This is a genomic window from Azomonas macrocytogenes (assembly GCF_014191985.1).
GTDB lineage: Bacteria > Pseudomonadota > Gammaproteobacteria > Pseudomonadales > Pseudomonadaceae > Azomonas > Azomonas macrocytogenes.
On sequence record NZ_JACHXI010000010.1, the window covers coordinates 24662 to 47073 of the forward strand.

The window sequence follows — 22412 nt, forward strand, 5'->3', positions numbered from 1 at the left end:
CAGCTTCAGTTTCCACTGTTGAACATATGGCGTTCCATGCCATGGGCGATGTCCGGGAAGATCAGGCGAAACATCGTCAACTCGCCCGGTTTGCTGGTGGCCTCTACGCGACCCTGGTGCAAGACCATGATCGAGCGAACGATCGCCAGCCCCAAGCCGGTACCGCCCTTGGCCCGTGAACGACAGGCATCGGCCCGATAGAAGCGCTCGAAAATATAAGCAAGATGCTGCGGCGCGATACCGGGGCCGCTGTTGCCTATCGACAGCGTTACCCGTCCGGCGGCGGCCTCGATTCGAATGGAAATTTCGCCATCTTCGGGGCAGTGGCGGATGGCGTTGGACAGCAGATTCGACAAGGCACGCTGGATCATCAGGCGATCACCCAGGACCCGGCCTGCGCCGGACGTGCTCAGCTCGATATGCTTTTCTTCCGCTGCGATGCCAAAGATATCCGCCATCTTCGCCACTTCATGTTCCAGGAGGATCGGCTCGAACGGCAGGTGCGGCGCCGGCTGGCTGACCTGGGCCAGAAACAGCATATCCGAGACGATTCGCGCCAGCCGTTCCAACTCTTCGGTACAGGATTCCAGCGCCGCTTTGTAATCTTCTGCCGAGCGCTCCCGTGCCAGGGTAACTTGTGCCTTGCCCAGCAAGTTGGTGATGGGCGAACGCAGCTCATGAGCCAGATCGTCGGAAAACTGCGCCAGTTGCTGAACGCCGTCATCCAGGCGCTCCAGCATCACATTAATGCCACGGGCCAGCTCATCCAGCTCGCGGGGCAAGCCTGCCGTGGCGATCCGGTGCGATAGATCATCCGTTGATACCTGTGCGGCGACCTTGATGAACTGGCGCAGCGGCGCAAGGCCCTTCTGGGCGATCCACCAGGCGCCGCCACCGACCAGAGCCAGCAGCAAGGGTACGACCAGCAGGATGTAACGCAGATTGGCGGTGAGCAGCGCTTCGTCGACGGCAAGGTCGTAGGAAAGCAGCACGCGAACCGGCTGGCCGGTGTGCAGTTGCATGATCCGGGTTGCCGTAAGCAGCTCGGCGCCGGTCGCGTCGGTCCAGGTTTCGAAGCTGATTTGCGGCGTGGCTCTGAAAAGGCGCAGGCCGGGGTCCAGCGATTTGCTGCCGGCATTGAGCAGCGCTGGCGCATCGGCATCCATGCCAAGAATGGTGAGATGCAAGTCTCTGTGCTCCAGCAACATGTCGGACATGTGACGAGTCTCCAGAGAAGGGTTGGCCAGACCCGTGACGGACAGGCTATGTTCGATGCGCTGCAACTGGCCGGTCAGATGGATTCTGGCGATCGAATCCAGCCCGCGTTCCAGCGACCAGTGCTCTAGAATCGCCAGCAGCAGAACCAGGGAGGCCCCCATCAGGCTGACTTGCAAGGCGAGTCGTAGCGACAGGCTTGCCGCTCTCATGGACGCTCCTCAAGCACATAGCCGACACCGCGTAGCGTGTGGATCAGTTTGGTTGCGAACGGCTCGTCCACCTTGGCCCGCAGGCGCCGGATAGACACTTCCACCACATTGGTATCGCAATCGAAATTCATGTCCCAGACCAGCGAAATGATCTGGGTGCGTGACAGCACCTCGCCGGTGCGGCGCATCAACAGATGCAACAGGGCGAATTCCTTGGCCGTCAGATCGATTCGCTGTGTACCGCGCCAGGCGCGATGGCGTCCGGCATCCAACTCCAGATCCGCGACCTTCAGCACATCCGATACCGGTATCTGCTCGCTGCGTCGCAGCAGGCTGCGTACCCGAGCGAGAAATTCGGGAAACTCGAACGGCTTGACCAGATAATCATCGGCGCCCAGGTCCAGTCCCTTCACCTTGTCCTCCAGCCGCCCACGTGCGGTGAGCATCATTACGCGCGTATGGCCGAACTGGCGGATCTGTCGCAATACCTCCCAGCCGTTCAGACCGGGCAGGTTCACGTCGAGAACCACCAGATCATAATTGTGCTGCCGGACCAGCCAGATGCCATCCGTCCCGCTGGCCGCACAATCGACGACGTAACGGTTCTCGGTCAGGCCCTGATGCAGGTATTCGGCAGTCTTGGGTTCGTCTTCGATAATGAGGATGCGCATGGCAAGGCCTTTACCAAAAGGCCCGTATGTAGTTCATCGGCGGACGATCGGCAAGTGCCCGCTGTCATGCCTTCCCACTGGGATCGCAAGTGATTCGGGGCATAATGGGTGGTGCTGTGAGTGCATCCTGTGTCGAGTCAGACCAGTTCGGCCAGAATTTTTTACCTTGCAGATTTTTGAAAAAGCGCGTTTGCCCAGGGTTTTTTGGCGTGGCCAGCCGTGCGGCACCTAGCTTGGGCATTTTGCTGATATTGGATGGATGAAGGACGTTGTCGATGAGCGACAAAGCAGACCCGGCCCCAGTGCCACCCGAACCGCCTTACGAGGGCGAATGCTGTGAAGGTGGTTGTGGCGAGGCGTGTGTGTGGGAGAAGTATTACCTTGCCAGGGCCGAGCACGAGCAGGCCATGGCCGAGTGGCTGACCCGGCATCCGGCCGGGTAGGTTGCCCCGGCCGCTCTCAGTGACTGCCCATGGCGCGTTGCAGCACGTTGCAGGCAGCATCCACCAGTTGCGCGACGCTGAGGGTCGGGTCGGCCAGGATCAGCAGTTCGGTGTCGGTCGGGCGGAGCATGCCCTGGCCGGTACTGGGCAGGTCGGAGCCGAGCAGCGCCGTGGCGATCGTGTGCGCGGCGCCGCCGGTTGCACCGATGGGTAGCAGGAAGGCACCGGCACGCCGGGCCACTTCGAGTTCCTGGAAAACGCCATCAGCCACTATCTGCTGCCCTTGGCGAAGCTTCTCGCCGCCGATAAAGATGACCACGCCGGAAAGCTGTGCCAGTTCTTCGCGCAGCGTTGCCCAGTATTGCCGGTCGGGAGCCTGGCCGGGTTCGGGCTGCGGAAAGGTGCGGATGATCAAGCGCCGATCCAGACTCCAGTCGCCTGCGTCGCAGAGCGTGTAGGCAAAGCCGGCGATGGTCGCGGTGCCGACCAACTGGCCGCCGCCGCTGACCAGCGAGAGACCGGCCTTGGCGATACGCCGTCCAAGTTTTTCCGCAATGGCATGGATGCGGCGGGTTTCTTCATCGCTACCTTCGGGCCAGCTACCGCTGATCCAGACCCGGCGCTGGGCGACCTGGCGGGCGAGTTGGGCGAGCAGGTCGGCCAGTTCCTGTTGCGAGTCGATTTCAATGACCTGCAGTCCATGGCTTGCGAGCTCGGCAGACCAGTCGGCTTGGTCTGCCTGGCGCTGCACCAAGGCATAGTGGCGTCGCCTGGGGTCGAAGGTTTCGCGGTCGCAAAGGCGCAGTGCCCATTGCAGGGCGGGGTCGTCGCGCTCCAGGGCGATAAACAGGAACGACAGCCGGCGTAACTGGGCCTGCAGCAGCGCCAAGCTGGCATTGCGTACGGTCGGCAGCAGTTCCGGATCGCTATCGTCCAACAGCAGGCTGCTCATGTGCTCCGTCGAACCATGCAGCTTGTAAAGGCGTGCCGTGCCGGGGCGCAATTTAGGCGTGAGCTGTGCGTCGTCTGTGATGATGTCGAGCGATCTGCCGGCGGCCGTGAAGGCACGCTCGATCAGCGTATCGTGATTGCCGGTCCAGAGGTGCCTGAACGGCAGGCGACTGAGCTGGCCGAGTGCTGCGGGAAGCAGCTTGTCGATACCCAGTCGCTCCTGGATGAACTGCTGGATCTGCTGTCGGTCACCGCCGTGCAGGCCATGCTGGGCCTGGGCGGCAATGTCGCGCAGCGTGCCGGAAAGACCCAGGATCTGGCCCAGTTCGGCGAGAAGGATAGCCGGGGCGGGATAGCCTGCCGCTCTCGACAGGGCCGGCCCGATGAACACTGCGGCAGCATCTCCCGCCAGGATTGCCGGGAAGTCGCTCAGCAGTAGATCCCCGCAGGTGCCAGTCATGACGTCACCTGCCCGCCCGCCGGGCGGCCTGTTCGATATATTCCTTCAATTTGGTATGGCTCGTGTAGTCGTAGATGGGTACGTCGGCTTCGATGAGCCTGGCGGGAATGGGGCCTGGCGGGTCCGTTTTGCCATACTGATTCTTCAGCATGTGGATACGCAGGCCAAGCAGGCCATTGCCTCGGGCGATGGATTGTTCGATCTCGTAGTCGATAAAGGTTCGGCCGGCAGTTTCGGCACCGATGCAGATGACTGTGACCGAGGTGCCGTACAGGCCTTCGTCAATCCGTTTGCGGATGGCAGCCTGATTCTCATGCATTTGTTTTTCCCATAGGGAAGCGTCGCGAAAGCCGGCCGTGGCACAGCCGACGATTTCTCCGAGATTGCGGATCTGGTTCACTCGCCAGATATCGTGTTGGTAATGAAAACTGAAAAATACATGCCGGGCCATAACGCTTATCCATGTCTGTCGCTTTGTCTCGCTTTTTTAATAGTAACTTTTTAATGGTAATCCCTAGCGAGCGGAATAGCGGTACCGCGAACCCCGTTTCGGGCGCCCAGACAATCGGACGGCGTTATGGCGCGGCAGGCTGTGTCAATGCTTCAGAATGCTCTAACGCGGGACGAGCTTGATTACAGATTTGTAATATTCGGGTCATCCTGGCGCTAGGGCGCTTTTTCTATAGTTCCGCCTCATTTGCGAAAATCTTCGAACAGGCCGGGAGATGAGAGTGGCCGCGCTCGAATGCAGTTTTTGCCATTGCGCCATTATCGGCGATTCATTCATCGACGCTTGAAGCGAATCTATGAAGTCATGGCTATTGAGCTGGTGTATGGCCGGGTTGCTGGGTGTCGAAGCCGCTCAGACGGCGGTTTCCGCACAGGGCCAGGTCGTTACGCTCGAACAGGCACTGGCAACGGCGCAGGCCAGCAATCCACAGTTGGCTGCGTTGCGCTGGAATATCGGGATCGCCGATGGCGACCGGCAACAGGCCGGTCTGTTGCCTAACCCGGAGCTGTCCTGGCTTACCGAAGATACCGGCACCAAGGCAGAAGCCACCGTGCAGATCACCCAGGCTTTGCAACTGGGCGGCAAGCGTGGGGCGCGGGTGGATGTGGCCTCGCGGGGACAGGCGCTGGCGGCCGTCCAGTTCGAGCAGCAGCGCAATCAGTTGCGGGCCGAGGTCATCGAGGCCTTTTACGCCGCGCTGCTGGCGCAGGAGCAGGTGCAGATTGCCGAGCAAAGCAAGGTTCTGGCCGAGCGCGGCCTGGCCATTGCCAATGGACGGGTGAAAGCGGGCCGGTCTTCGCCAATCGAGGCCCGGCGCAGCCAGGTGCAACTGGCAGAGATCGAACTGACGCTCAATCGGGCCCGGCGCGATAAAGCCATCGCCTATCGGACGCTATCGTCATTGATGGGCACTGCGCTGCCGCAATTCGAGCGCGTCGAGGGTAATGCTCACTATTTTCCGCCGTTACCGGAGGCTTCCCAGTTGTTGGCCCGGATGAGCGATACCCAGTCGTTGCGCCTGGCAGCCCTGCAAATCGATCAGCACGAAGCAGCGGTAGAGCTGGAAAAGGCCAAGCGTATACCTGATCTCTCGGTGACCTTGGGCAATAAGCGTCTTGGCGTAGAGAACCGCGATGTCGTGGTGCTGGGCCTGTCCATGCCGCTGCCCTTGTTCGATCGTAATCAGGGCAATGTTTACGCTGCCTCGCAACGAGTTGGCCAGGCGCAGGATCTGCGCAACGCCACGGAGCTGCGTCTGCAGACCGAAACCCGGCAGGCGCTGAACCAGTGGGCGACAGCATTGACCTCGGTGCGCGCGCTCGATGAGGCCATCATTCCGGCGGCGCAGCAGACCCTGGATAACCTCACGCGCGGTTTCGAAGCAGGCAAATTCGGGCTCATCGATGTGCTGGACGCGCAGCGCATACTGCTCGCGGCCCGTACCGAATACCTTCAGGCGGCTGGCGATGTGACGGTGGCCTGGGCGCAAATCGAGCGCATCTACGGCGATGTCTTCGCGTTGAATGACCGTTGAATAGCTCTCGGCTTTCGATGAAACATTTTCCAGGAACCTCAATGGACAAGAAGCAAGGCCTCGCCATCGCGTTAATCATATTGGTCGGATTTGCCCTTGGTGCGGTGATTCTGCGCGAAGAAGCGGCCAGTCCTGCTGGCGAGCAAGATGAGCCTGAGCACACAGAGCATGCCGACGGGGTGCTGGTCCTGAACGCGGCGCAGATCGCCGCAGCCGGTATCGAACTGGTGACGGCCGGGGCGGCGTCGATGAGCAACTCGGTTGTTTTTTCCGGCGAGATCGGTTTCGACGAGAACCGTACCGCGCATGTACTGCCGCAGGTCTCCGGTGTGGTGCAGGCAGTACCGGTCGAGCTTGGTCAGTCGGTCAAGAAGGGGCAGGTGCTGGCGGTGCTCGCCAGCCAGGAGATTTCCGAGCAGCGCAGCGAAGTAGCGGCCGCGCAACGCCGTCTGGAGCTGGCCCGTTCCACCTTCGAGCGCGAGCGTCAGCTCTGGCAGGAGAAGATTTCCGCTCAACAGGACTATCTGCAGGCCCGCCAGGCGTATCAGGAAGCGGATATCGCCCTGCAGAACGCCCGGCAGAAGGTCCGGGCCTTCGGTGATGGTGCGGTGGCCGGTGGCAATCGCTACGAGCTGCGCGCGCCTTTCGATGGGGTGGTGGTGGCCAGGCATCTGGCGCTGGGTGAAAACGTCAACGGCCTGAGCACCGGGGCGCAAAGCAGTGCCGTGAGCAATGAAGCGACCAGCGCGTTCACCCTGTCCGACCTGTCGCGGGTCTGGGCCAACTTCAATATTTCTCCCCGTGATCTGAAACGGGTCCAGGTGGGTAAGTCGGCCAGAGTCGTCGCTCCGGATCTGAGCATGGAAGTGGCAGGAGCCGTGGCCTATGTCGGTAACTTGTTGGGCGCGCAGACGCGTACGGCAACCGCGCGCGTCACCCTGGAAAATCCGCAGGGTATCTGGCGACCGGGCCTGTTCGTGTCGGTCGTGGTCGCTGCTGAAACCCATACGGCAGCGGTCACCGTACCGATTGCTGCTGTGCAGACGGTGAATGAGCAGCCCAACGTGTTCGTGCGAGTGGAGCAGGGGTTCCTGGCCCGCCCGGTACAGCTGGGCGAACGCGACGACGAGCGCGTCGAGATTCTCCAGGGGGTGAGCGCCGGTGAGCAGGTAGCCGCCGCTGGCAGTTTCATTCTGAAGTCCGAGCTGGGTAAAGAATCCGCCGAGCATTCCCACTAGAGCGCTTTTCATGTTTGAACGCATCATTCGTTTCGCCATCGAGCAGCGCCATCTGGTGCTGCTCGCTGTGCTGGGCATGGCCGCGCTGGGGGGTTTCAGCTATCAGCAACTGCCCATCGACGCGGTACCGGATATCACCAACGTACAGGTCCAGATCAATATCGCTGCGCCGGGCTATTCACCGCTGGAAACCGAGCAGCGCATCACCTATCCCATCGAAACGGCGATGGCCGGTCTGCCGCACCTGCAGCAGACGCGCTCGCTGTCGCGTACCGGTTTGTCCCAGGTCACAGTGATTTTCAAAGAAGGTACCGACCTGTTTTTTGCCCGCCAACTGGTTGGTGAGCGCCTGCAATCGGCTCGCGAACAATTACCGAACGCTATTGAGCCGATGCTGGGCCCGATCTCCACCGGGCTTGGGGAAATATTTATGTGGACTATCGAAGCGCAGGCCGGAGCGCTGAAGGAGGACGGCACACCCTACACGGCGACTGACCTACGAGTGATTCAGGATTGGATCATCAAACCGCAGCTACGCAATGTGCCGGGTGTGGCGGAAATCAACACTATCGGTGGCCTCGCCAAGCAATACCAGATTGCGCCAGACTCCAGGCGCCTGGCGGCTTATCGACTTACCCTGACCGATCTTATCGCCGCCCTAGAGCGCAACAATGCCAACGTGGGCGCAGGCTTTATCGAGCGCAACGGTGAGCAACTGATCGTGCGAGCGCCGGGACAGGTAGCTACGGTTGAAGATATTGCCAACATCGTCGTGGCTAATATCGACGGTACCCCAACCCGCGTCCGAGATATCGCTGAAGTAGGAATTGGCCACGAGTTGCGCTCCGGTGCTGCCACCGAAAATGGCCATGAGGTAGTGCTGGGCACAGTATTCATGTTGGTCGGCGAAAACAGTCGCAGCGTGTCACAAGCGGTTGCCGCCAAGATGGAAGAGATCAATCACGGCCTGCCTGAAGGTATTGTGGCGATTACGGTTTACGACCGTACCAATCTGGTCGACAAGGCTATCGCCACGGTGAAGAAGAACCTGACCGAGGGTGCCATCCTGGTCGTGGCCATCCTCTTTCTGTTTCTCGGCAACATCCGCGCCGCGTTAATCGTGGCGCTGGTGATTCCCCTGGCGATGCTGTTTACCTTCAGTGGCATGCTCAGCAACAAGATCAGCGCTAATTTGATGAGTCTGGGCGCCCTGGACTTTGGCATCATCGTCGATGGCGCGGTGGTGATCGTAGAAAACTCGATTCGCCGGCTGGCTTATGCACAGCAGCATAAAGGCGATCCCTTGAACCGTGCTGAGCGTCTGCATGAGGTGTTCACAGCATCAAAGGAAGCGCGCCGAGCGTTGCTGTTCGGCCAGTTGATCATCATGGTGGTGTATCTGCCCATCTTTGCCTTGAGTGGCGTCGAAGGAAAGATGTTTCACCCCATGGCCGCGACTGTGGTGATTGCGCTCCTGGGCGCGATGATACTGTCGGTTACCTTCGTTCCAGCGGCCATCGCCCTGTTCATCACCGGTAAGATCGAGGAAAAGGAAAACTGGCTGATGCGCGCAGCCCATCGGCTCTATGAACCGCTGCTCGATTGGGTGATGAGCCATCGTCCGCTAGTGTTTACGCTAGTGGCGGTGCTGGTGATCCTGTCGGCACTGGTGGCTACGCGTATGGGCAGCGAATTTATCCCGAGCCTCAGCGAAGGCGATTTTGCTCTGCAGGCACTACGCGTTCCGGGCACCAGCCTGAGTCAATCGGTCGAAATGCAGCAACGGCTGGAAAAGACCGTCGTCGAGCAGATGCCGGAAGTGCAACGGATGTTCGCCCGTACCGGCACGGCAGAAATTGCCGCCGACCCCATGCCGCCGAATATTTCTGACGGCTACGTCATGCTAAAACCTAAGGATCAATGGCCGGACCCGGACAAATCGCAGAACGAATTGATCGACGATCTACAGCGTGTCACCGCTTTGGTACCTGGTAACAACTATGAGATCTCGCAGCCGATTCAGCTACGCTTCAATGAGTTGATATCCGGCGTGCGCAGCGACGTCGCGGTAAAGCTGTTCGGCGACGATATGCGTGTACTCAATGCGCAGGCTGCGAAAATTGCCGAAACCTTGGAAAAAACCGCTGGAGCGTCTGAGGTAAAAGTGGAACAGACCACTGGCCAGCCGGTACTGACCATCGCTATTGACCGTGACAAGACGGCTCGTTACGGACTGAGCGTGGGCGATGTACAGGACATCGTCGCCATCACCCTCGGTGGACGTAAGGCCGGGACGCTCTTCGAAGGTGATCGCCGCTTCGATATGGTGGTGCGCCTGTCCGATGAGTTACGTACCGATATCGAAGGTTTATCGCGATTGCTGATTCCAATCCCTGCGACAGCCCGCTTGCCCAATGGCCAGATCGGTTTTATTACCCTGGCGGAGGTTGCCCAACTCGAGCTAGTGCTGGGACCCAATCAGGTTAGTCGGGAAAATGGCAAACGGTTGGTGATCATCACCGCTAATGTGCGTGATCGCGATATCGGCTCCTTTGTCGAAGACGCCAGCAAGCGGATTCGCCAGAAAGTGAACATTCCGGCCGGCTACTGGGTCACCTGGGGCGGTCAGTTCGAGCAGTTGAAGTCGGCCACTGAGCGCCTACAAATCGTTGTGCCGGTAGCGCTGCTATTGGTATTTGTCCTGCTGTTCATGATGTTCAACGACGTCATGGATGGCCTGCTGGTCTTTACCGGTATCCCGTTCGCCCTCACCGGTGGCGTTATGGCGCTGTTTCTACGTGGCTTGCCGTTGTCGATCTCGGCGGGTGTTGGTTTTATTGCTTTGTCCGGTGTCGCAGTACTGAACGGCCTGGTGATGCTGGCCTTCATCCGCAACCTGCGCGAAGAGGGCCGGGCGCTGGACGTTGCCGTCCGCGAGGGAGCGCTGACCCGGCTGCGCCCGGTGCTGATGACCGCACTGGTCGCCTCCCTGGGCTTCGTACCCATGGCCCTGGCCACCGGCACGGGTGCGGAAGTGCAACGGCCACTGGCCACGGTCGTGATCGGCGGCATTCTGTCCTCGACTGCCCTGACTTTGCTGGTGCTGCCGGCGCTGTATCGCTGGGCCCACCGGCATGCCGAAGAGGCCGGATAAGGCCTGGCTGCAGCCTGACCGGCGGCAGCGGCTGCTGGTTGCCGATGCCTGCAGGTTTGTTTCGCTCTTGGTAGGCTTGGCCCTTACCCAACGCTCAGTCGACAAGAGATATCCGCATGAAGCTCTATTTATACGATCATTGCCCATTCTGCGTTCGCGCCGATATGGTTGCCAACTACAAGCAGGTCGCCCATGAAAAGGTCTACCTGCTGAACGACGACGAGAAATCCTGCTTCGATCTGATCGGTGCCAAGATGGTGCCCATCCTGCAATTCGATGATGGCAAGGCCATGGGCGAAAGCCTGGATATCGTGCAGAAGCTGGACGAGCTCGGCAGCCGGAACAGGCCGCTGCAACCGGGCACGGACATCCAGGCCCTTCTCGCGCAGATCGGCGAGGTCGGCCTGGCGGTTTCCTGTCTGCTGTTCCCGCGCAATATCGCCATCGGCCTGCCCGAGTTCGCCACCCAGTCCGCCCGCGATTATTTCGAGGTGCGCAAGGCGGCGATCATCAAGCGGCCGTTCGCCCAGGCGCTGAAAGAAACGCCCACCCACAAGGCCGCCATCGAGAACATGTTGGCAGCCCTGCCGCCTTTGCCGGCAGCGGCCGGGCGCGATGGCGTGTTGGGCAGGGACGATGTGCTGCTCTATCCCACGCTGCGCAACCTGACCATGGTCAAGGACCTCGTCATCCCGGCGCAGGTACGCGCCTACATCGATAGCGTGGCGGCTTTGACCAGTACGCATACCTACTTCGACCGGGCGATCTGAACGTCTTGCTGCTGCGCGGGCCGCTATTATTGCTGGCCGCGCCCGGCACGATCCCGAAGCTTGTGCATTGCCAGCCGGATAGTGCGCACTATAAAATGAGAATTCATCTCATTTGTGCTGCAGGACTATCCAACGGTGGCCGGCCATGTCGAGCTTCGACAATCTTTACCGTCAGCAGGTACAGCGCTATTACCGTGAGCATCACGGCTGGATCAGAGCCTGGCTGCAACGCCGGTTGGGGCATGGCAACGATGCGGCCGATCTGGCGCACGATGTCTTCCTGCGATTGCTGACCACGCCGCGCCAGTTCGAGAGCGACAGCCACGTACGCGCTTACCTGGGTGCCATGTCGCGCCATGTCTGCGTGGATTTCTGGCGGCGTCGGCAGGTAGAACAGACCTGGCTGGACGTGTTGGCCAGCCGCCCGCAAGCCTGTATGCCATCGGAAGAGCATCGCGCTCTGGTGCTGGAAGCCTTGCAACAGGTGCACGCCATGCTGGCGCGTCTGCCGGAAAAGGTCGCCGAAGCCTTTCTGCTCGCCCAGCTTGAGGGTCTGACTTACCAAGCCATCGGCGAACGCCTGGGTGTGTCCGAACGCACCGTGACCAAATATATGGCCCAGGCGATGTATCAGTGCATGCTGCTGGAAGCCGAACTGGACGAGGCACTCGATTGAGCCGCAAACCCGACCACGCAGCGCTGCAACAGGCGGCGCAATGGTACGCCCGGCTGAGCGCCGATCCGGCGGATCAAGCGACGCGCGTCGCCTGGCAGCAATGGCATGGCCAGCACGAGATGCACCGCCTGGCCTGGCAATACGTCGAGCGTGTCAGCCAGCGCTTCGCCAGCCTGCAGGACGATAGCGTCACTGCTGCCCAGACCCTGCGCTCTGCCCGGCGCGCAGGCATCTCACGCCGCCAGACCTTGCGCAGCTTGACGCTGCTTGCGGGTGGAAGCCTGCTGGGCTGGATCGGTTGGCGCGTCACACCACTGCCGCAGCTATGGATGGCCTGGCGCGCCGACTATCACACGGGAACCGGCGAAATCCGCGACCTCATGCTGGCCGATGGCACGCACCTCTGGCTCAACAGCGCCAGCGCCCTGAATGTCGATTACCGCGCTGACGTGCGCCAGCTGCGCCTGCTCACCGGGGAAATCCTGATCGACACCGCCCATGAGGCCAGGCCCTTTATCGTCGCAACTGCCCAAGGCCGGCTGCGTGCCCTGGGCACGCGCTTCAGCGTGACCCAGCAGGACGGGCATACGTTGCTGGCGGTTTTCGACGGTGCCGTGGAAGTTCGTACCGCCGGGAGCGCCGCCACCCATATTGTCCAGGCCGGCAGGCAACTGCGCTTCGACAACCAGGCCATCGGCCCCGAAGCACCGGCCCAGCAGACTCGAGAGGCCTGGACGCAGGGCATGTTGCTGGTCAATGACATCCCCCTGGCGGAATTCATCGAGGAGTTGAATCGCTACCGCCATGGCTATCTGGGCGTTTCGCCGCAAATCGCCGGCTTGCGGGTCATGGGTACTTATCCCTTGCACGACACCGAGCAGATCCTGAGCATGCTGGAAAGCGCCCTGCCGATCCGCATCCAGCGCACCTTGCCATGGTGGACGAGTATCGAAGCGCGCTGAGGATCAGGCGCGAACGGCAGGCGTGATCGAGTTTTCCAGCCGGAATGCCGGACAGGTCATGCGGCGTCCAGATCATCGGCATCGCTCGCACCGGATTGCCCGTGTGCTCTGAAAACGTGCCAATGCACCATTTCGATAAAAATTCTCATTTTCTCCTTCCGGTTTTTGTTTCTCATTCGAATTAGCAGGTGACAACGGCCTTTTGCCGACCGAACCGTAAAGGAACCCAGCATGTCACCACGCAAGGCGCGCCTTCTTCGTTTTTCCCTTCGCCCATTGGCCCTGGCCATTCCCATCGCGCTGGCCGGCGCGCCGGTACTTTTCCTCAGCAATCCGGCCCTGGCCGCCGAACAGACGCGCCGCTACGACATCCCCGCTGGTCCGCTGGCCATCCGGCTCAATCAGTTCGCCGCCCAGGCGGGGATCTACCTGGCTGGCGATGCCGCGCTGACGGCAGAAAAACGCAGCCAGCCGCTCAAAGGCGAATTCGGCATTGAGCAGGCCCTGGCTATTTTGCTGGGCGGCAGTGGCTTGGAAGCGCTACGGACGCAGGAGGGGCGGTATGAATTACGTAGCCAGGCGCAAGCAAGTGGAACAATGAGCCTGGACGCGATGACCGTGGTGGATAACCAGCTCGGCACCATCACCGAGAACACCAAATCCTATACGCCCGGCGTGATTGCCTCAGCCACCAAGCTGGTCCTGACACCCCGCGAAACCCCACAGACCGTCACGGTCATGACCCGTCAGCATATGGATGATTTCAGCCTGACCAGCATAGATCAGGTGATGGATCATACGCCGGGTATTACCCGCACCACCTATGACACGGAGCGCTCCATGTATTTCGCCCGGGGCTTCCCCATCACCAACTACCAGTACGATGGCATACCCATCCAAAACAACACCGAGTATTCCTCCGGCAATACCCTGAGCGACATGATTGTTTATGATCGGGTCGAAGTTATCAAAGGCGCGAGCGGCCTGACTACCGGGGCCGGTAGTCCCGGCGCTACCCTGAACCTGGTACGCAAAAAACCTACGGCCCACTTGGCTGGGCACGTATCCGCCCGGGCTGGAAGATGGGACAACTACCGCTCCGAGTTTGATATCAGCAATGCTCTGAACGAGTCCGGTACTATCCGTGGCCGGATGGTTGCTGCCTACCAGAACCAGCAGTGGTTCATGGATCGTTACAAAAAGAACAATCTGGCCTACTACGGCATTCTGGAAATGGACCTGACGCCCGATACTCTTTTGACCCTGGGCTACGACTCCAACCGAACCCAGCCCACCGGCTCCAGTTGGGGCGGCACGCCCATCTTCGACAGCGCCAACAAGCGAATACACACCTCGCGCTCCTACAATCCCGCCACGAATTGGAGCAGTTGGGAACAGTACAATCACTCGTTCTTCACCCAACTGGACCATAACTTCGCCAACGGCTGGGTCACCCGTGCCTACTACACCTATCAGGTCAATGGCTATAGCGCCCAGTTGGGTTCATCGCTCTACGGACCGGACGTAGATACCGGCAAAGCCACATGGTACGGTGGCCTGTGGCGCGGCAAGACCCGCAGCAATGCGGGAGAGCTGTACGCCAGTGGTCCCTTCGAGCTGTTCGGCCGTGAGCATGAGCTAGTGGTCGGCGCCAGCTACTACCGTAACCACTGGAAAGGTCGAGGCTACAACAGCTTTTCAGGTACAACGGATTACTACGACTGGAGCGGGGATGTCCAGAAACCCCAGGCAGGTTCAGTAAACTACCGGAATGACGAACTCACCAATCAACGAGCCGTCTACGCTACGGCGCGTTTCAAACCCACCGACGATCTGGCTGTGATCCTGGGTGGACGGGTTACCAACTATCATTTGACGGGAGATAACGAATCACGAGACAGCGGAGTGGTCACTCCTTTTGCTGGAGTGGTTTATGACTTGAACGACAACTACTCCCTCTATGCCAGCTATACCAAGATCTTTTTGCCGGCGGCGAACCATGACGTAAACGGCGGCATTCTGTCACCGAACAAAGGTGACAGCTACGAGGCAGGCGTCAAGGGGGAATGGTTCAATGGCCGCCTGAATGCCAGTCTGGCCTATTTCGAAATCCGTGAAGACAATCGCGCTGTTTATAGCGGTTATGACAATACCCGTAACTGGTACCTTTACGAAGCCAAAAAAGCCAAGACCAAGGGCTTTGAACTAGAACTGACTGGCGAACTGCTGCCGGGTTGGAATATCCAGACAGGCTACACCCACAAGATCATCCGCCAGGATGACACCAACCAAAAACTCTCGACCCAGGAGCCGGAAGACCTCTTCAAGCTCTACACCACCTATCGCCTACCTGGAATGCTCAACAAGCTGACCATCGGCGGTGGCGCGGAATACCATGGCCATACCTGGACTCAAAACACTACCGATTACGACTACAATCACGTAACCATTCGTCAGGGGGCTTACACGCTGTTCAACCTGATGAGCAAATATCAGTTCACTAACAAACTGTCTGCCACGCTCAATGTCAGTAACCTGTTCGACCGTCACTACTACACCAACATTGGTCAAGGCACTAGCAACACCCGAGCCTATGGCGAACCCCGCAACATGATGCTCACCACCCGCTGGGATTTCTAGATCCATACCGAGCACAACAGGGGTTTACGAGCCGTAAACCCCATGTCTTTCGCTAGCCCGTAGGGTGGAAAATCCGCGCAGCGGTTTTCCACCGGAGAGGTCCGGGCAATTCGCCGCTCGCGTGTTCGATGGACAAACCGTCGGCGTTGTCCATCGAACGCGGGGAGAAACCCGCCCCCCAGTTTTCCATGGGTAACAGGCGTGTCTCGAAGATGTTGAAAGGCATGGCCGTAAACCCTAACGCAAACACCCAACACCATCCTTTGACATCATCGCTCATCATGCCTGCGTCAATATGTCCTGATGGGCTTAATCATTCTCATTCGTCTAAGAATAAGTACGCCGAATAATGCATATGCCATGGCAAAATGGTGAGACTGATAAGAAAAAGGTGATTTCCATGTCCATTCCTCAACCCTCCTGGTGGGAGCGGCTTCGTGAGTTTGCGCAGAACAGTCGGCGACTGGATATCGTCGCACGGGCTGTGCTGGCGATTTTCGGTAGTTATGGGTTTGCCGGTCTGGTGACCGTCAGTCTGTCCTGGGCGTTGCCCATGCCGCCGGCGCAGGCGGTGTTGATCACGATGATGCTGTCGTTTGCACTGATGTGCGCCTTGGCGATCTGGGCTTTTTCGGCGGCCAGTGCCTGGCGGGCCTGGGGTGTGGCCTTGCTGCTGGCCGCGATTCCCGCCGTGCACCTTTTGCTCAAAGAAATCCTGTCATGAAGGCGCTTGGCTTTCGTCAGGCAAATTCCTGGCTGCACACCTGGGTCGGCTTGCTGCTGGCTTGGTTGCTGTATTCGATTTTCCTTACTGGAACCCTGAGCTTTTTCCAGAGCGAAATCACCCTCTGGATGAAGCCCGAACTGCACGGATCGCAGCCCGATGCCAACACTCCGTTGCGCGCGCTCCAGGCCATGCAGCGCCTGGCGCCCAATGCCGAGCAGTGGAATATCGTCCTGCCGGGCGAGCGCGATAGCGTGATCGAAGCGAGCTGGACCGAACCCGGTCAGAAGGAAGGAAAATCCCTGACGCTGGACGCGGCTACCGGTGAGCCGCTGCAGGCACGCGAAACCCGTGGCGGTCAGTTCTTGTATCGCTTCCATTTCGAACTGTTCAACATTCCTTATCCGTTCGGCCGCTGGATCGTCTGCATCGCCACCATGTTCATGTTCGTGGCCATTGTCAGCGGTGTGATCGTTCACAAGAAGATCTTCAAGGAATTCTTCACGTTTCGTCCGGGCAAAGGGCAACGCTCCTGGCTCGATGCACACAATGCCACCTCGGTGCTGGCGCTGCCCTTTCATCTGATGATCACCTACAGCGGCCTGCTGCTGTTCATGTACATGCTGATGCCCTGGGGCGTAGAGAGCGTCTACCAGGGCGATGTGAGGCAGCACATTCAGGAACTCGGCCTGCGCTCCGCCCCGGAAGCAAAACCGCCCGTGACGGCCACTGGCGTTCCCCTGGTCGATCCCGCGCCGTTGCTCCAGCAAGCCGAGCAGCGCTGGCCGCGTGGGATCGCCAGGATTACTGTCAGTCAGCCGGGTACCGACAAGGCCTGGATCGAGTTCCATGAACTGGGCAACGCTCAGCTGAGCGAGTCCCGCCATCGCGAGCCTTTGCGTTTCGATGGCGTGACCGGCCAACCCTTGCCAAGCCCACCCAGACCTGACGGCGGCACATCCGCTGCCATTTACAACCTGCTCACTAACCTGCATCTGTTACGCTTCGCCAGCGTGGAGCTGCGCTGGTGCTTTTTCCTGAGCGGTCTGTTGGGGGCGGCGATGATCGCCACTGGCTTGATCCTGTGGGTGAGCAAACGCCTGCCAGCTCAGCAGGGCCATACACCGTTCGGCTCGCGGTTGGTGCAAGTGCTGAATGTCGGCGCTATCGCGGGTTTGCCCATCGCCATCGCTGCGTATTTCTGGGCCAACCGTTTGCTGCCAGTGGCAATGGCGCAACGTGCCGACTGGGAAATCCGCAGCCTTTTCACCGCCTGGGCGTTGTGCCTGCTCCATCCGCTGCTGCGCAACCATCGCCGCGCCTGGATCGAGCAACTGACCCTGGCGGCGCTGTTGTATGCCGGTCTGCCGCTGTTCAGTTTCGCTCTGCCCGGCAGTCACCTGTTCGCCACGCTGGCACATGGGCAATGGCTGGTCGCCGGGATGGATCTGACCCTATGGGCTTTCGCCGCCCTGTTCGGTTTCACTGCCTGGAAACTGGTGAAGCAACCATTGGCCACCCAGACACGCCCGCTGCGCAAGGTACGCGAAGCGAAGGAGGCACCCGTATGATCTGGCCCAGTCTGGCGCTGTGCTTCAGCGGTTTCGCCGCCCTCTGCCTGGCGATGAATCGGCATTACGGGCAGGTTTTCGGTACGGATGCGCCAGCGGACAAGCGTCTGCCATTGCAGATAGGCGGCTGGCTGATGCTGGCGTTCGCCATTTTTGTCTGCATCGATGCCCGAGGAATTTCCGTCGGTATTGTGCAATGGATCGTCCAGCTCACCCTCGCGGCGCTTGCGCTGGTTCTGCTGTTGGCTTACCGGCCACGCCTGATCGTCCCGCTGGCCCTGGTAGCGCCACCGGTGGCGCTCCTGTCGCTGTTGTTTCGTTAGAGCCTGTTCAAAGTCTGCTGCGCGTTGGCCATACCGCGTTGAAAATGGCCTTAGCTCGCGAGACTTTGAACAGGCTCTTAGCAACCAGGGCAACCGCAGGAACTGCCGTTGCCCGAATGGCCGCTTCGCCCTTAAGATGAGATCAGTTCTTATCTGACTCATGCGCACCGACGTGCCAGGGAGGATTACCGTGCGGCCAATCTCGCCGGACGCAGCGTCATTGCAGCAAGACGTCCATGGGCTCTACAGCGATCACCACGCCTGGTTGTTGAACTGGCTGCGCCGGCGTCTGCGGCATGCCGACAACGCGGCCGATCTGGCGCAGGACACCTTTCTCTATGTGCTCGGTCGCCCGGAGCAGATCCGCGAACTGCACCAGCCCCGCGCCTGGCTGAGCACCATCGCGCATGGTTTGCTGGTGGACAAAGTGCGCCGGCAGCGCTTGGAGCAAGCCTATCTCACGGCCATCGCCCAACTGCCGGAGCCGGAAGTACCTGCGCCGGAAACCCGGCTGATCCTGCTGGAAACCCTGGCACAGATCGATGCTCTGCTGGATGGCCTCAAGCCCAAGGTTCGTACAGCCTTTCTGCTGTCCCGGCTGGAAGGGCTTGGCTATCAGGAGATCGCCGAGCGTCTGGAAATCAGCGTGAGCTCAGTGGAAAAGTACATGGCCACCGCCATCCGCCACTGTTACCTGGCACAGCGCAAGTGACTGGCATGGCCAGCGCAACCGATGACATCCCCGAGCCCATCCTGGATCAGGCCATCGACTGGCTGGTCAAGTTGCATTCGGGAACGGCGGACGAAACGGTACAAGCAGCCTGCCAGCACTGGCGCTCACTCGACCCACTGCATGAAATGGCCTGGCAGCAATTGCAGCAGGTCGAAGCCAGCTTCCGCCGCCTGCCCGATGTGCAGCCGGCGCTGGCCATGCAAACCCTGGAGCAATTGGAGCAAGGTCGCAACGGTCGGCGTCAGGCACTCAAACTGCTCGGCCTGGGCACGGTTGGTACCGGGCTGGGCTGGATGGCGTTGCAGCAGACGGCCTGGCGGCACTTTGGCACCGATTATGTCACCGCGATTGGCGAGCACCGCCGTTTCACCCTGGCGGACGGCACGCGCCTGCAGCTCAACACCGACAGCGCCGTGGATATCCGTTTCAGCGCCCTGCGCCGGCTGGTTGTTCTGCGCGAGGGTGAAATCTTTATCGAAACCGGTCCGGACAATGGCACGCCGGATGACCGTCCATTCTGGGTGCAGAGCGGTAGCGCCCTCCTGCAAGCCGTCGGTGCCGGTTTCAACGTTCGGCAGGCAGGGGCGCGATCCGAACTGTGCGTCGCGGAAGGTACAGTCGCCATCCACCTGGCCAACACAGCGCCTGTTCGCGTGGAAAAAGGCCAGCAATACCTGATCGACCAGCAGGACGCGCAACGTATCGAGAACAGTCCGTTCGATGCCACAGCCTGGGTACGCGGGCAACTGGTGACCCGCCAGGCACGCCTGCAGGCGCTGGCTGCCGAGCTGGCTCGTTATCGTCGTGGCTGGCTGCACTGCGACCCGGCGGTGGCCGAATTGAAGGTATCTGGCGTGTTCCAGCTGGACGAGCTGGATCGCTCTCTGGATGCTTTGAGCCATTCACTGCCGGTACGCATCGAGCGTCTGACGCGCTTCTGGGTGCGTATCCTGCCGGCATAAAAAAATTGCGAATAATTCTCAAAAATAGTTACGGGTTTTGGCGGCTCTTTCGACAGACAGGAAAACCACCTGCAATCGCAAGGAGCTCTCATCCAAATGTCGAACCGCCAGCCCAGCACATTCCGATCTAAACCCAGCGCCCTGGCGATTGCGCTGAAAGCCATTCTGGTGGGCAGTACCGGGTTGGCGATTACGCCCTTGAGCGTGTCGGTTCTGGCCCAGGAGACAGCCGCTGCCCGTAGTTACAACCTGCCATCGGCTCCGTTGGAAGAAGCCTTGAACCGCTTTGCCCAACAGGCCGGAATAACCTTGCCTTTCGACCCGGCCTTGGTCGCTGGCAAACAGGCACCGGCATTCAAGGGCCGCTATTCGGTGGGTGAAGCATTGGCCCTATTGCTTGCCGGAAGTGGGCTGAGCGCGACACAAAACGACAATGGCACCTGGAGCCTCGTGGCAACTCGCCAGACATCCGATGTAATGAGCCTGGACGCCATGACCGTGGTGGATAATCAGCTTGGGACGATCACGGAAAACACCAAGTCTTATACGCCTGGCGTTATTGCCTCTGCAACAAAGTTAGTGCTGACACCGCGAGAAACACCTCAGAGTGTCACTGTTGTTACACGTCAGCATATGGATGATTTCAACTTGACCAATATGGACAAGGTGATGCAGCACACGCCGGGTGTTACTGTGACGACTTATGATAGTGACCGTTCTGAATATTACGCACGAGGCTTTGCTATTACTAATTTTCAATATGATGGAATTCCAATTCAGCGTAATTCCCAATACTCATCAGGTAATGCGTTGAGTGACATGATTACTTATGATCGTGTCGAGATTATTAAAGGCGCTAGTGGCCTGACTACGGGAGCAGGTACGCCTGGTGCCACTTTAAACCTAGTACGCAAGAAACCCACTGCTTATCTGTCAGGTCATGCTACCGCCGAAGCTGGCTCTTGGGATAATTACCGTACCGAGTGGGATGTGGGTGGACCATTGAATGAAAGTGCGAGCATTCGTGGCCGAGTTGCAAGTGCTTTTCAAGACAGGCAATCGTTTCAGGATCACTATAAACGTTTAAATAAAGCCTACTATGGTATTCTGGAAATAGATCTGTCTCCAGAAACTTTATTGACTTTTGGTGCTGACTATAACAAAACAATTCCGACTGGTTCCAATTGGAATGGTGTTCCGCTGTTCGATAGCAAAGGAAATACTGTTCATGTGACCCGCTCATTTAATCCAGGTGCGAGCTGGAGTACTTATGAGCAATACACACATTCATTATTCACTCAGTTAGATCATAATTTTGATAATGGATGGGTCAGTCGAACCTATTATACTTATCAAGTTAATGGTTATGATGCTCAATTGGGGTCTGCTAATGGTATTCCGAATGTAGATAATGGTAATTCAACTACTTTTATATCGGGGCAATATCGTGGCAAGACCAAAAGCCATGCGGTAGAGCTTTATGCTAGCGGACCGTTTGAATTATTTGGTCGCGAGCATGAGCTGGTAATAGGCGCTAGCGCTTACCGAAATCACTGGAAAGGCAAAAATTGGGGATCGACCAGAATTGCTACAGGCGATTTTTACGATTGGCTTGGAGAGATAAAAAAACGGGATTGGGGAAAACCAACATCGCATCTTGATGAACTCACCAACCAGAGAGCTATTTATGCTACAGCCCGTTTCAAACCTACTGATGATCTTTCGCTAATAATTGGTAGTCGGATCACAGATTATCATCTGACTCGCGACAAAAATTCTAGAAGTAGTGGTGAAGTAACACCTTTTGCTGGTGTGGTTTACGACCTCAATAAGAACTTTTCAGCTTATGCTAGTTATACCAGTATATTTTTACCATCGCGCTATCTTGATACAAAAGGTCAATTACTCAATCCCGATGAAGGTGATAGCTATGAAACGGGTATAAAAGGTGAATGGTTCGATGGACATCTAAATGCTAATTTATCGTATTTTGAAATCAGAGAAAGCGACCGCGCCGAATATGCCGCTTATGACTATAGTCGGAATGACTCGCTTTATGAAGCTGTTAAAGCTAAAACCAAAGGTATTGAAGCAGAAATCTCAGGGGAGATTTTTCCAGGTTGGAATATTCAAGCTGGTTATACTTATAAAACAATTCGACGAGATAAAGATAATCATAAGCTTTCGACTCAAGAGCCTGAACAAATTGTTAAACTATATATGACCTATCGATTACCTGGGCGATGGAATAAATTTACTATCGGAGGAGGGGCCAATTATCAAGGGACAACTTGGCGGGATGTTACAAATCCTGTTGGAGGCAGTGAACAATATCGCCAGGAAGCTTTCTGGTTAGTGAACGTTATGAGTAAATATCAAATGACAGATAAGTTATCGGCTACGCTCAATATCAATAATTTATTCGATAATTATTATTATACTAATATTGGAAACGTTAACACAAAAGCCTACGGCGAACCTCGCAACATGATGCTTACTACTCGCTGGGATTTTTAAGCTTATATCACAACGTATTGAGCTTTATTCCAGCTTCACCCTGCGAAAATCTATTCCGACAAGTTCGATCATTCGCATTCGCATTCGCATTCGCGAAGATCAGCGGCGAAAGCACCAAAACGGTGGATGGTTTCAGCCATCCACC

Annotated in this window: 18 protein-coding genes; 14 read left to right on the top strand and 4 right to left on the bottom strand. The window is 58.3% G+C overall.

All coding sequences use genetic code 11. From position 1 onward, the window contains the following. Nucleotides 1-5: 5 nt before the first annotated feature. Both FHR87_RS10870 and FHR87_RS10875 read right to left on the bottom strand, forming a co-directional pair. On the bottom strand, nucleotides 6-1427 hold the full coding sequence (locus tag FHR87_RS10870; RefSeq protein ID WP_183166754.1) for a heavy metal sensor histidine kinase: 1422 nt from the start codon (nucleotides 1425-1427) through the stop codon (nucleotides 6-8). Then, nucleotides 1424-2098 (bottom strand): heavy metal response regulator transcription factor, encoded by a 675-nt coding sequence (locus FHR87_RS10875; protein ID WP_183166755.1) that lies wholly within the window; start codon nucleotides 2096-2098, stop codon nucleotides 1424-1426. Before FHR87_RS10875 ends, FHR87_RS10870 begins: the two co-directional genes overlap by 4 nt. Nucleotides 2099-2373: 275 nt before the next feature. On the opposite strand from FHR87_RS10875, the gene FHR87_RS10880 reads away from it, so the two are divergent. Then, entirely contained in the window at nucleotides 2374-2541 is a 168-nt protein-coding gene (locus FHR87_RS10880) for an oxidoreductase-like domain-containing protein (protein ID WP_221189819.1), read from the top strand. Nucleotides 2542-2557: 16 nt separating this feature from the next. Here FHR87_RS10880 and FHR87_RS10885 read toward each other — a convergent pair whose 3' ends face one another. Both FHR87_RS10885 and FHR87_RS10890 read right to left on the bottom strand, forming a co-directional pair. Next, nucleotides 2558-3952 carry an SIR2 family protein gene (locus FHR87_RS10885; RefSeq protein WP_183166756.1) on the bottom strand — a complete coding sequence of 465 codons (1395 nt, stop codon included), beginning with the start codon at nucleotides 3950-3952 and terminating at the stop codon, nucleotides 2558-2560. 4 nt (nucleotides 3953-3956) lie between these two features. Further along, nucleotides 3957-4403, bottom strand: coding sequence for a TIR domain-containing protein (locus tag FHR87_RS10890; protein WP_183166757.1), 447 nt, complete (start codon nucleotides 4401-4403; stop codon nucleotides 3957-3959). A 355-nt stretch (nucleotides 4404-4758) separates the two neighbouring features. On the opposite strand from FHR87_RS10890, the gene FHR87_RS10895 reads away from it, so the two are divergent. From FHR87_RS10895 to FHR87_RS10955, 13 genes are all read left to right on the top strand, one after another. Continuing rightward, the gene (locus FHR87_RS10895; RefSeq protein ID WP_183166758.1) at nucleotides 4759-5997 is read left to right on the top strand and encodes a TolC family protein; all 1239 of its coding nucleotides are present in this window, start codon (nucleotides 4759-4761) and stop codon (nucleotides 5995-5997) included. Nucleotides 5998-6038: 41 nt separating this feature from the next. Then, the gene (locus FHR87_RS10900; protein ID WP_183166759.1) at nucleotides 6039-7235 is read left to right on the top strand and encodes an efflux RND transporter periplasmic adaptor subunit; all 1197 of its coding nucleotides are present in this window, start codon (nucleotides 6039-6041) and stop codon (nucleotides 7233-7235) included. Between the two features lie 10 nt (nucleotides 7236-7245). Next, nucleotides 7246-10389, top strand: coding sequence for a CusA/CzcA family heavy metal efflux RND transporter (locus tag FHR87_RS10905; protein ID WP_183166760.1), 3144 nt, complete (start codon nucleotides 7246-7248; stop codon nucleotides 10387-10389). Between the two features lie 116 nt (nucleotides 10390-10505). Then, the gene (gene grxB / locus FHR87_RS10910) at nucleotides 10506-11159 is read left to right on the top strand and encodes a glutaredoxin 2 (RefSeq protein WP_183166761.1); all 654 of its coding nucleotides are present in this window, start codon (nucleotides 10506-10508) and stop codon (nucleotides 11157-11159) included. A gap of 145 nt (nucleotides 11160-11304) precedes the next feature. After that, a complete protein-coding gene (locus FHR87_RS10915) occupies nucleotides 11305-11835 on the top strand; it encodes a sigma-70 family RNA polymerase sigma factor (protein WP_183166762.1) in 531 nt (176 codons plus the stop codon). Continuing rightward, complete coding sequence (locus FHR87_RS10920; RefSeq protein WP_246336007.1) at nucleotides 11832-12797, top strand: FecR domain-containing protein; 966 nt, start codon at nucleotides 11832-11834, stop codon at nucleotides 12795-12797. The genes FHR87_RS10915 and FHR87_RS10920 overlap by 4 nt, the downstream gene beginning before the upstream one ends. Before the next feature lie 231 nt (nucleotides 12798-13028). Continuing rightward, a complete protein-coding gene (locus tag FHR87_RS10925; protein ID WP_183166763.1) occupies nucleotides 13029-15437 on the top strand; it encodes a TonB-dependent siderophore receptor in 2409 nt (802 codons plus the stop codon). Between the two features lie 400 nt (nucleotides 15438-15837). Continuing rightward, on the top strand, nucleotides 15838-16161 hold the full coding sequence (locus tag FHR87_RS10930; protein ID WP_183166764.1) for a hypothetical protein: 324 nt from the start codon (nucleotides 15838-15840) through the stop codon (nucleotides 16159-16161). Then, nucleotides 16158-17732 (top strand): PepSY-associated TM helix domain-containing protein, encoded by a 1575-nt coding sequence (locus tag FHR87_RS10935; RefSeq protein ID WP_183166765.1) that lies wholly within the window; start codon nucleotides 16158-16160, stop codon nucleotides 17730-17732. Before FHR87_RS10930 ends, FHR87_RS10935 begins: the two co-directional genes overlap by 4 nt. After that, complete coding sequence (locus FHR87_RS10940; protein WP_183166766.1) at nucleotides 17729-18055, top strand: DUF3325 domain-containing protein; 327 nt, start codon at nucleotides 17729-17731, stop codon at nucleotides 18053-18055. Before FHR87_RS10935 ends, FHR87_RS10940 begins: the two co-directional genes overlap by 4 nt. A gap of 190 nt (nucleotides 18056-18245) precedes the next feature. Beyond that, complete coding sequence (locus tag FHR87_RS10945) at nucleotides 18246-18767, top strand: sigma-70 family RNA polymerase sigma factor (protein WP_338021246.1); 522 nt, start codon at nucleotides 18246-18248, stop codon at nucleotides 18765-18767. A gap of 5 nt (nucleotides 18768-18772) precedes the next feature. Next, nucleotides 18773-19750: a FecR domain-containing protein gene (locus tag FHR87_RS10950; protein ID WP_183166768.1), complete on the top strand. Its 978-nt coding sequence runs from the start codon at nucleotides 18773-18775 to the stop codon at nucleotides 19748-19750. A 96-nt stretch (nucleotides 19751-19846) separates the two neighbouring features. Further along, nucleotides 19847-22267, top strand: a complete 2421-nt coding sequence (locus FHR87_RS10955; RefSeq protein ID WP_183166769.1) for a TonB-dependent siderophore receptor — start codon at nucleotides 19847-19849, stop codon at nucleotides 22265-22267. Nucleotides 22268-22412 lie beyond the last annotated feature (145 nt).

Bases quoted from the DNA above. Each gene is read 5' to 3' on its own strand.
- FHR87_RS10870 (WP_183166754.1), bottom strand. From the start codon at position 1,427: ATGAGAGCGGCAAGCCTGTCGCTACGACTCGCCTTGCAAGTCAGCCTG.
- FHR87_RS10875 (WP_183166755.1), bottom strand. From the start codon at position 2,098: ATGCGCATCCTCATTATCGAAGACGAACCCAAGACTGCCGAATACCTG.
- FHR87_RS10880 (WP_221189819.1), top strand. From the start codon at position 2,374: ATGAGCGACAAAGCAGACCCGGCCCCAGTGCCACCCGAACCGCCTTAC.
- FHR87_RS10885 (WP_183166756.1), bottom strand. From the start codon at position 3,952: ATGACTGGCACCTGCGGGGATCTACTGCTGAGCGACTTCCCGGCAATC.
- FHR87_RS10890 (WP_183166757.1), bottom strand. From the start codon at position 4,403: ATGGCCCGGCATGTATTTTTCAGTTTTCATTACCAACACGATATCTGG.
- FHR87_RS10895 (WP_183166758.1), top strand. From the start codon at position 4,759: ATGAAGTCATGGCTATTGAGCTGGTGTATGGCCGGGTTGCTGGGTGTC.
- FHR87_RS10900 (WP_183166759.1), top strand. From the start codon at position 6,039: ATGGACAAGAAGCAAGGCCTCGCCATCGCGTTAATCATATTGGTCGGA.
- FHR87_RS10905 (WP_183166760.1), top strand. From the start codon at position 7,246: ATGTTTGAACGCATCATTCGTTTCGCCATCGAGCAGCGCCATCTGGTG.
- grxB (WP_183166761.1), top strand. From the start codon at position 10,506: ATGAAGCTCTATTTATACGATCATTGCCCATTCTGCGTTCGCGCCGAT.
- FHR87_RS10915 (WP_183166762.1), top strand. From the start codon at position 11,305: ATGTCGAGCTTCGACAATCTTTACCGTCAGCAGGTACAGCGCTATTAC.
- FHR87_RS10925 (WP_183166763.1), top strand. From the start codon at position 13,029: ATGTCACCACGCAAGGCGCGCCTTCTTCGTTTTTCCCTTCGCCCATTG.
- FHR87_RS10930 (WP_183166764.1), top strand. From the start codon at position 15,838: ATGTCCATTCCTCAACCCTCCTGGTGGGAGCGGCTTCGTGAGTTTGCG.
- FHR87_RS10935 (WP_183166765.1), top strand. From the start codon at position 16,158: ATGAAGGCGCTTGGCTTTCGTCAGGCAAATTCCTGGCTGCACACCTGG.
- FHR87_RS10940 (WP_183166766.1), top strand. From the start codon at position 17,729: ATGATCTGGCCCAGTCTGGCGCTGTGCTTCAGCGGTTTCGCCGCCCTC.
- FHR87_RS10950 (WP_183166768.1), top strand. From the start codon at position 18,773: ATGGCCAGCGCAACCGATGACATCCCCGAGCCCATCCTGGATCAGGCC.
- FHR87_RS10955 (WP_183166769.1), top strand. From the start codon at position 19,847: ATGTCGAACCGCCAGCCCAGCACATTCCGATCTAAACCCAGCGCCCTG.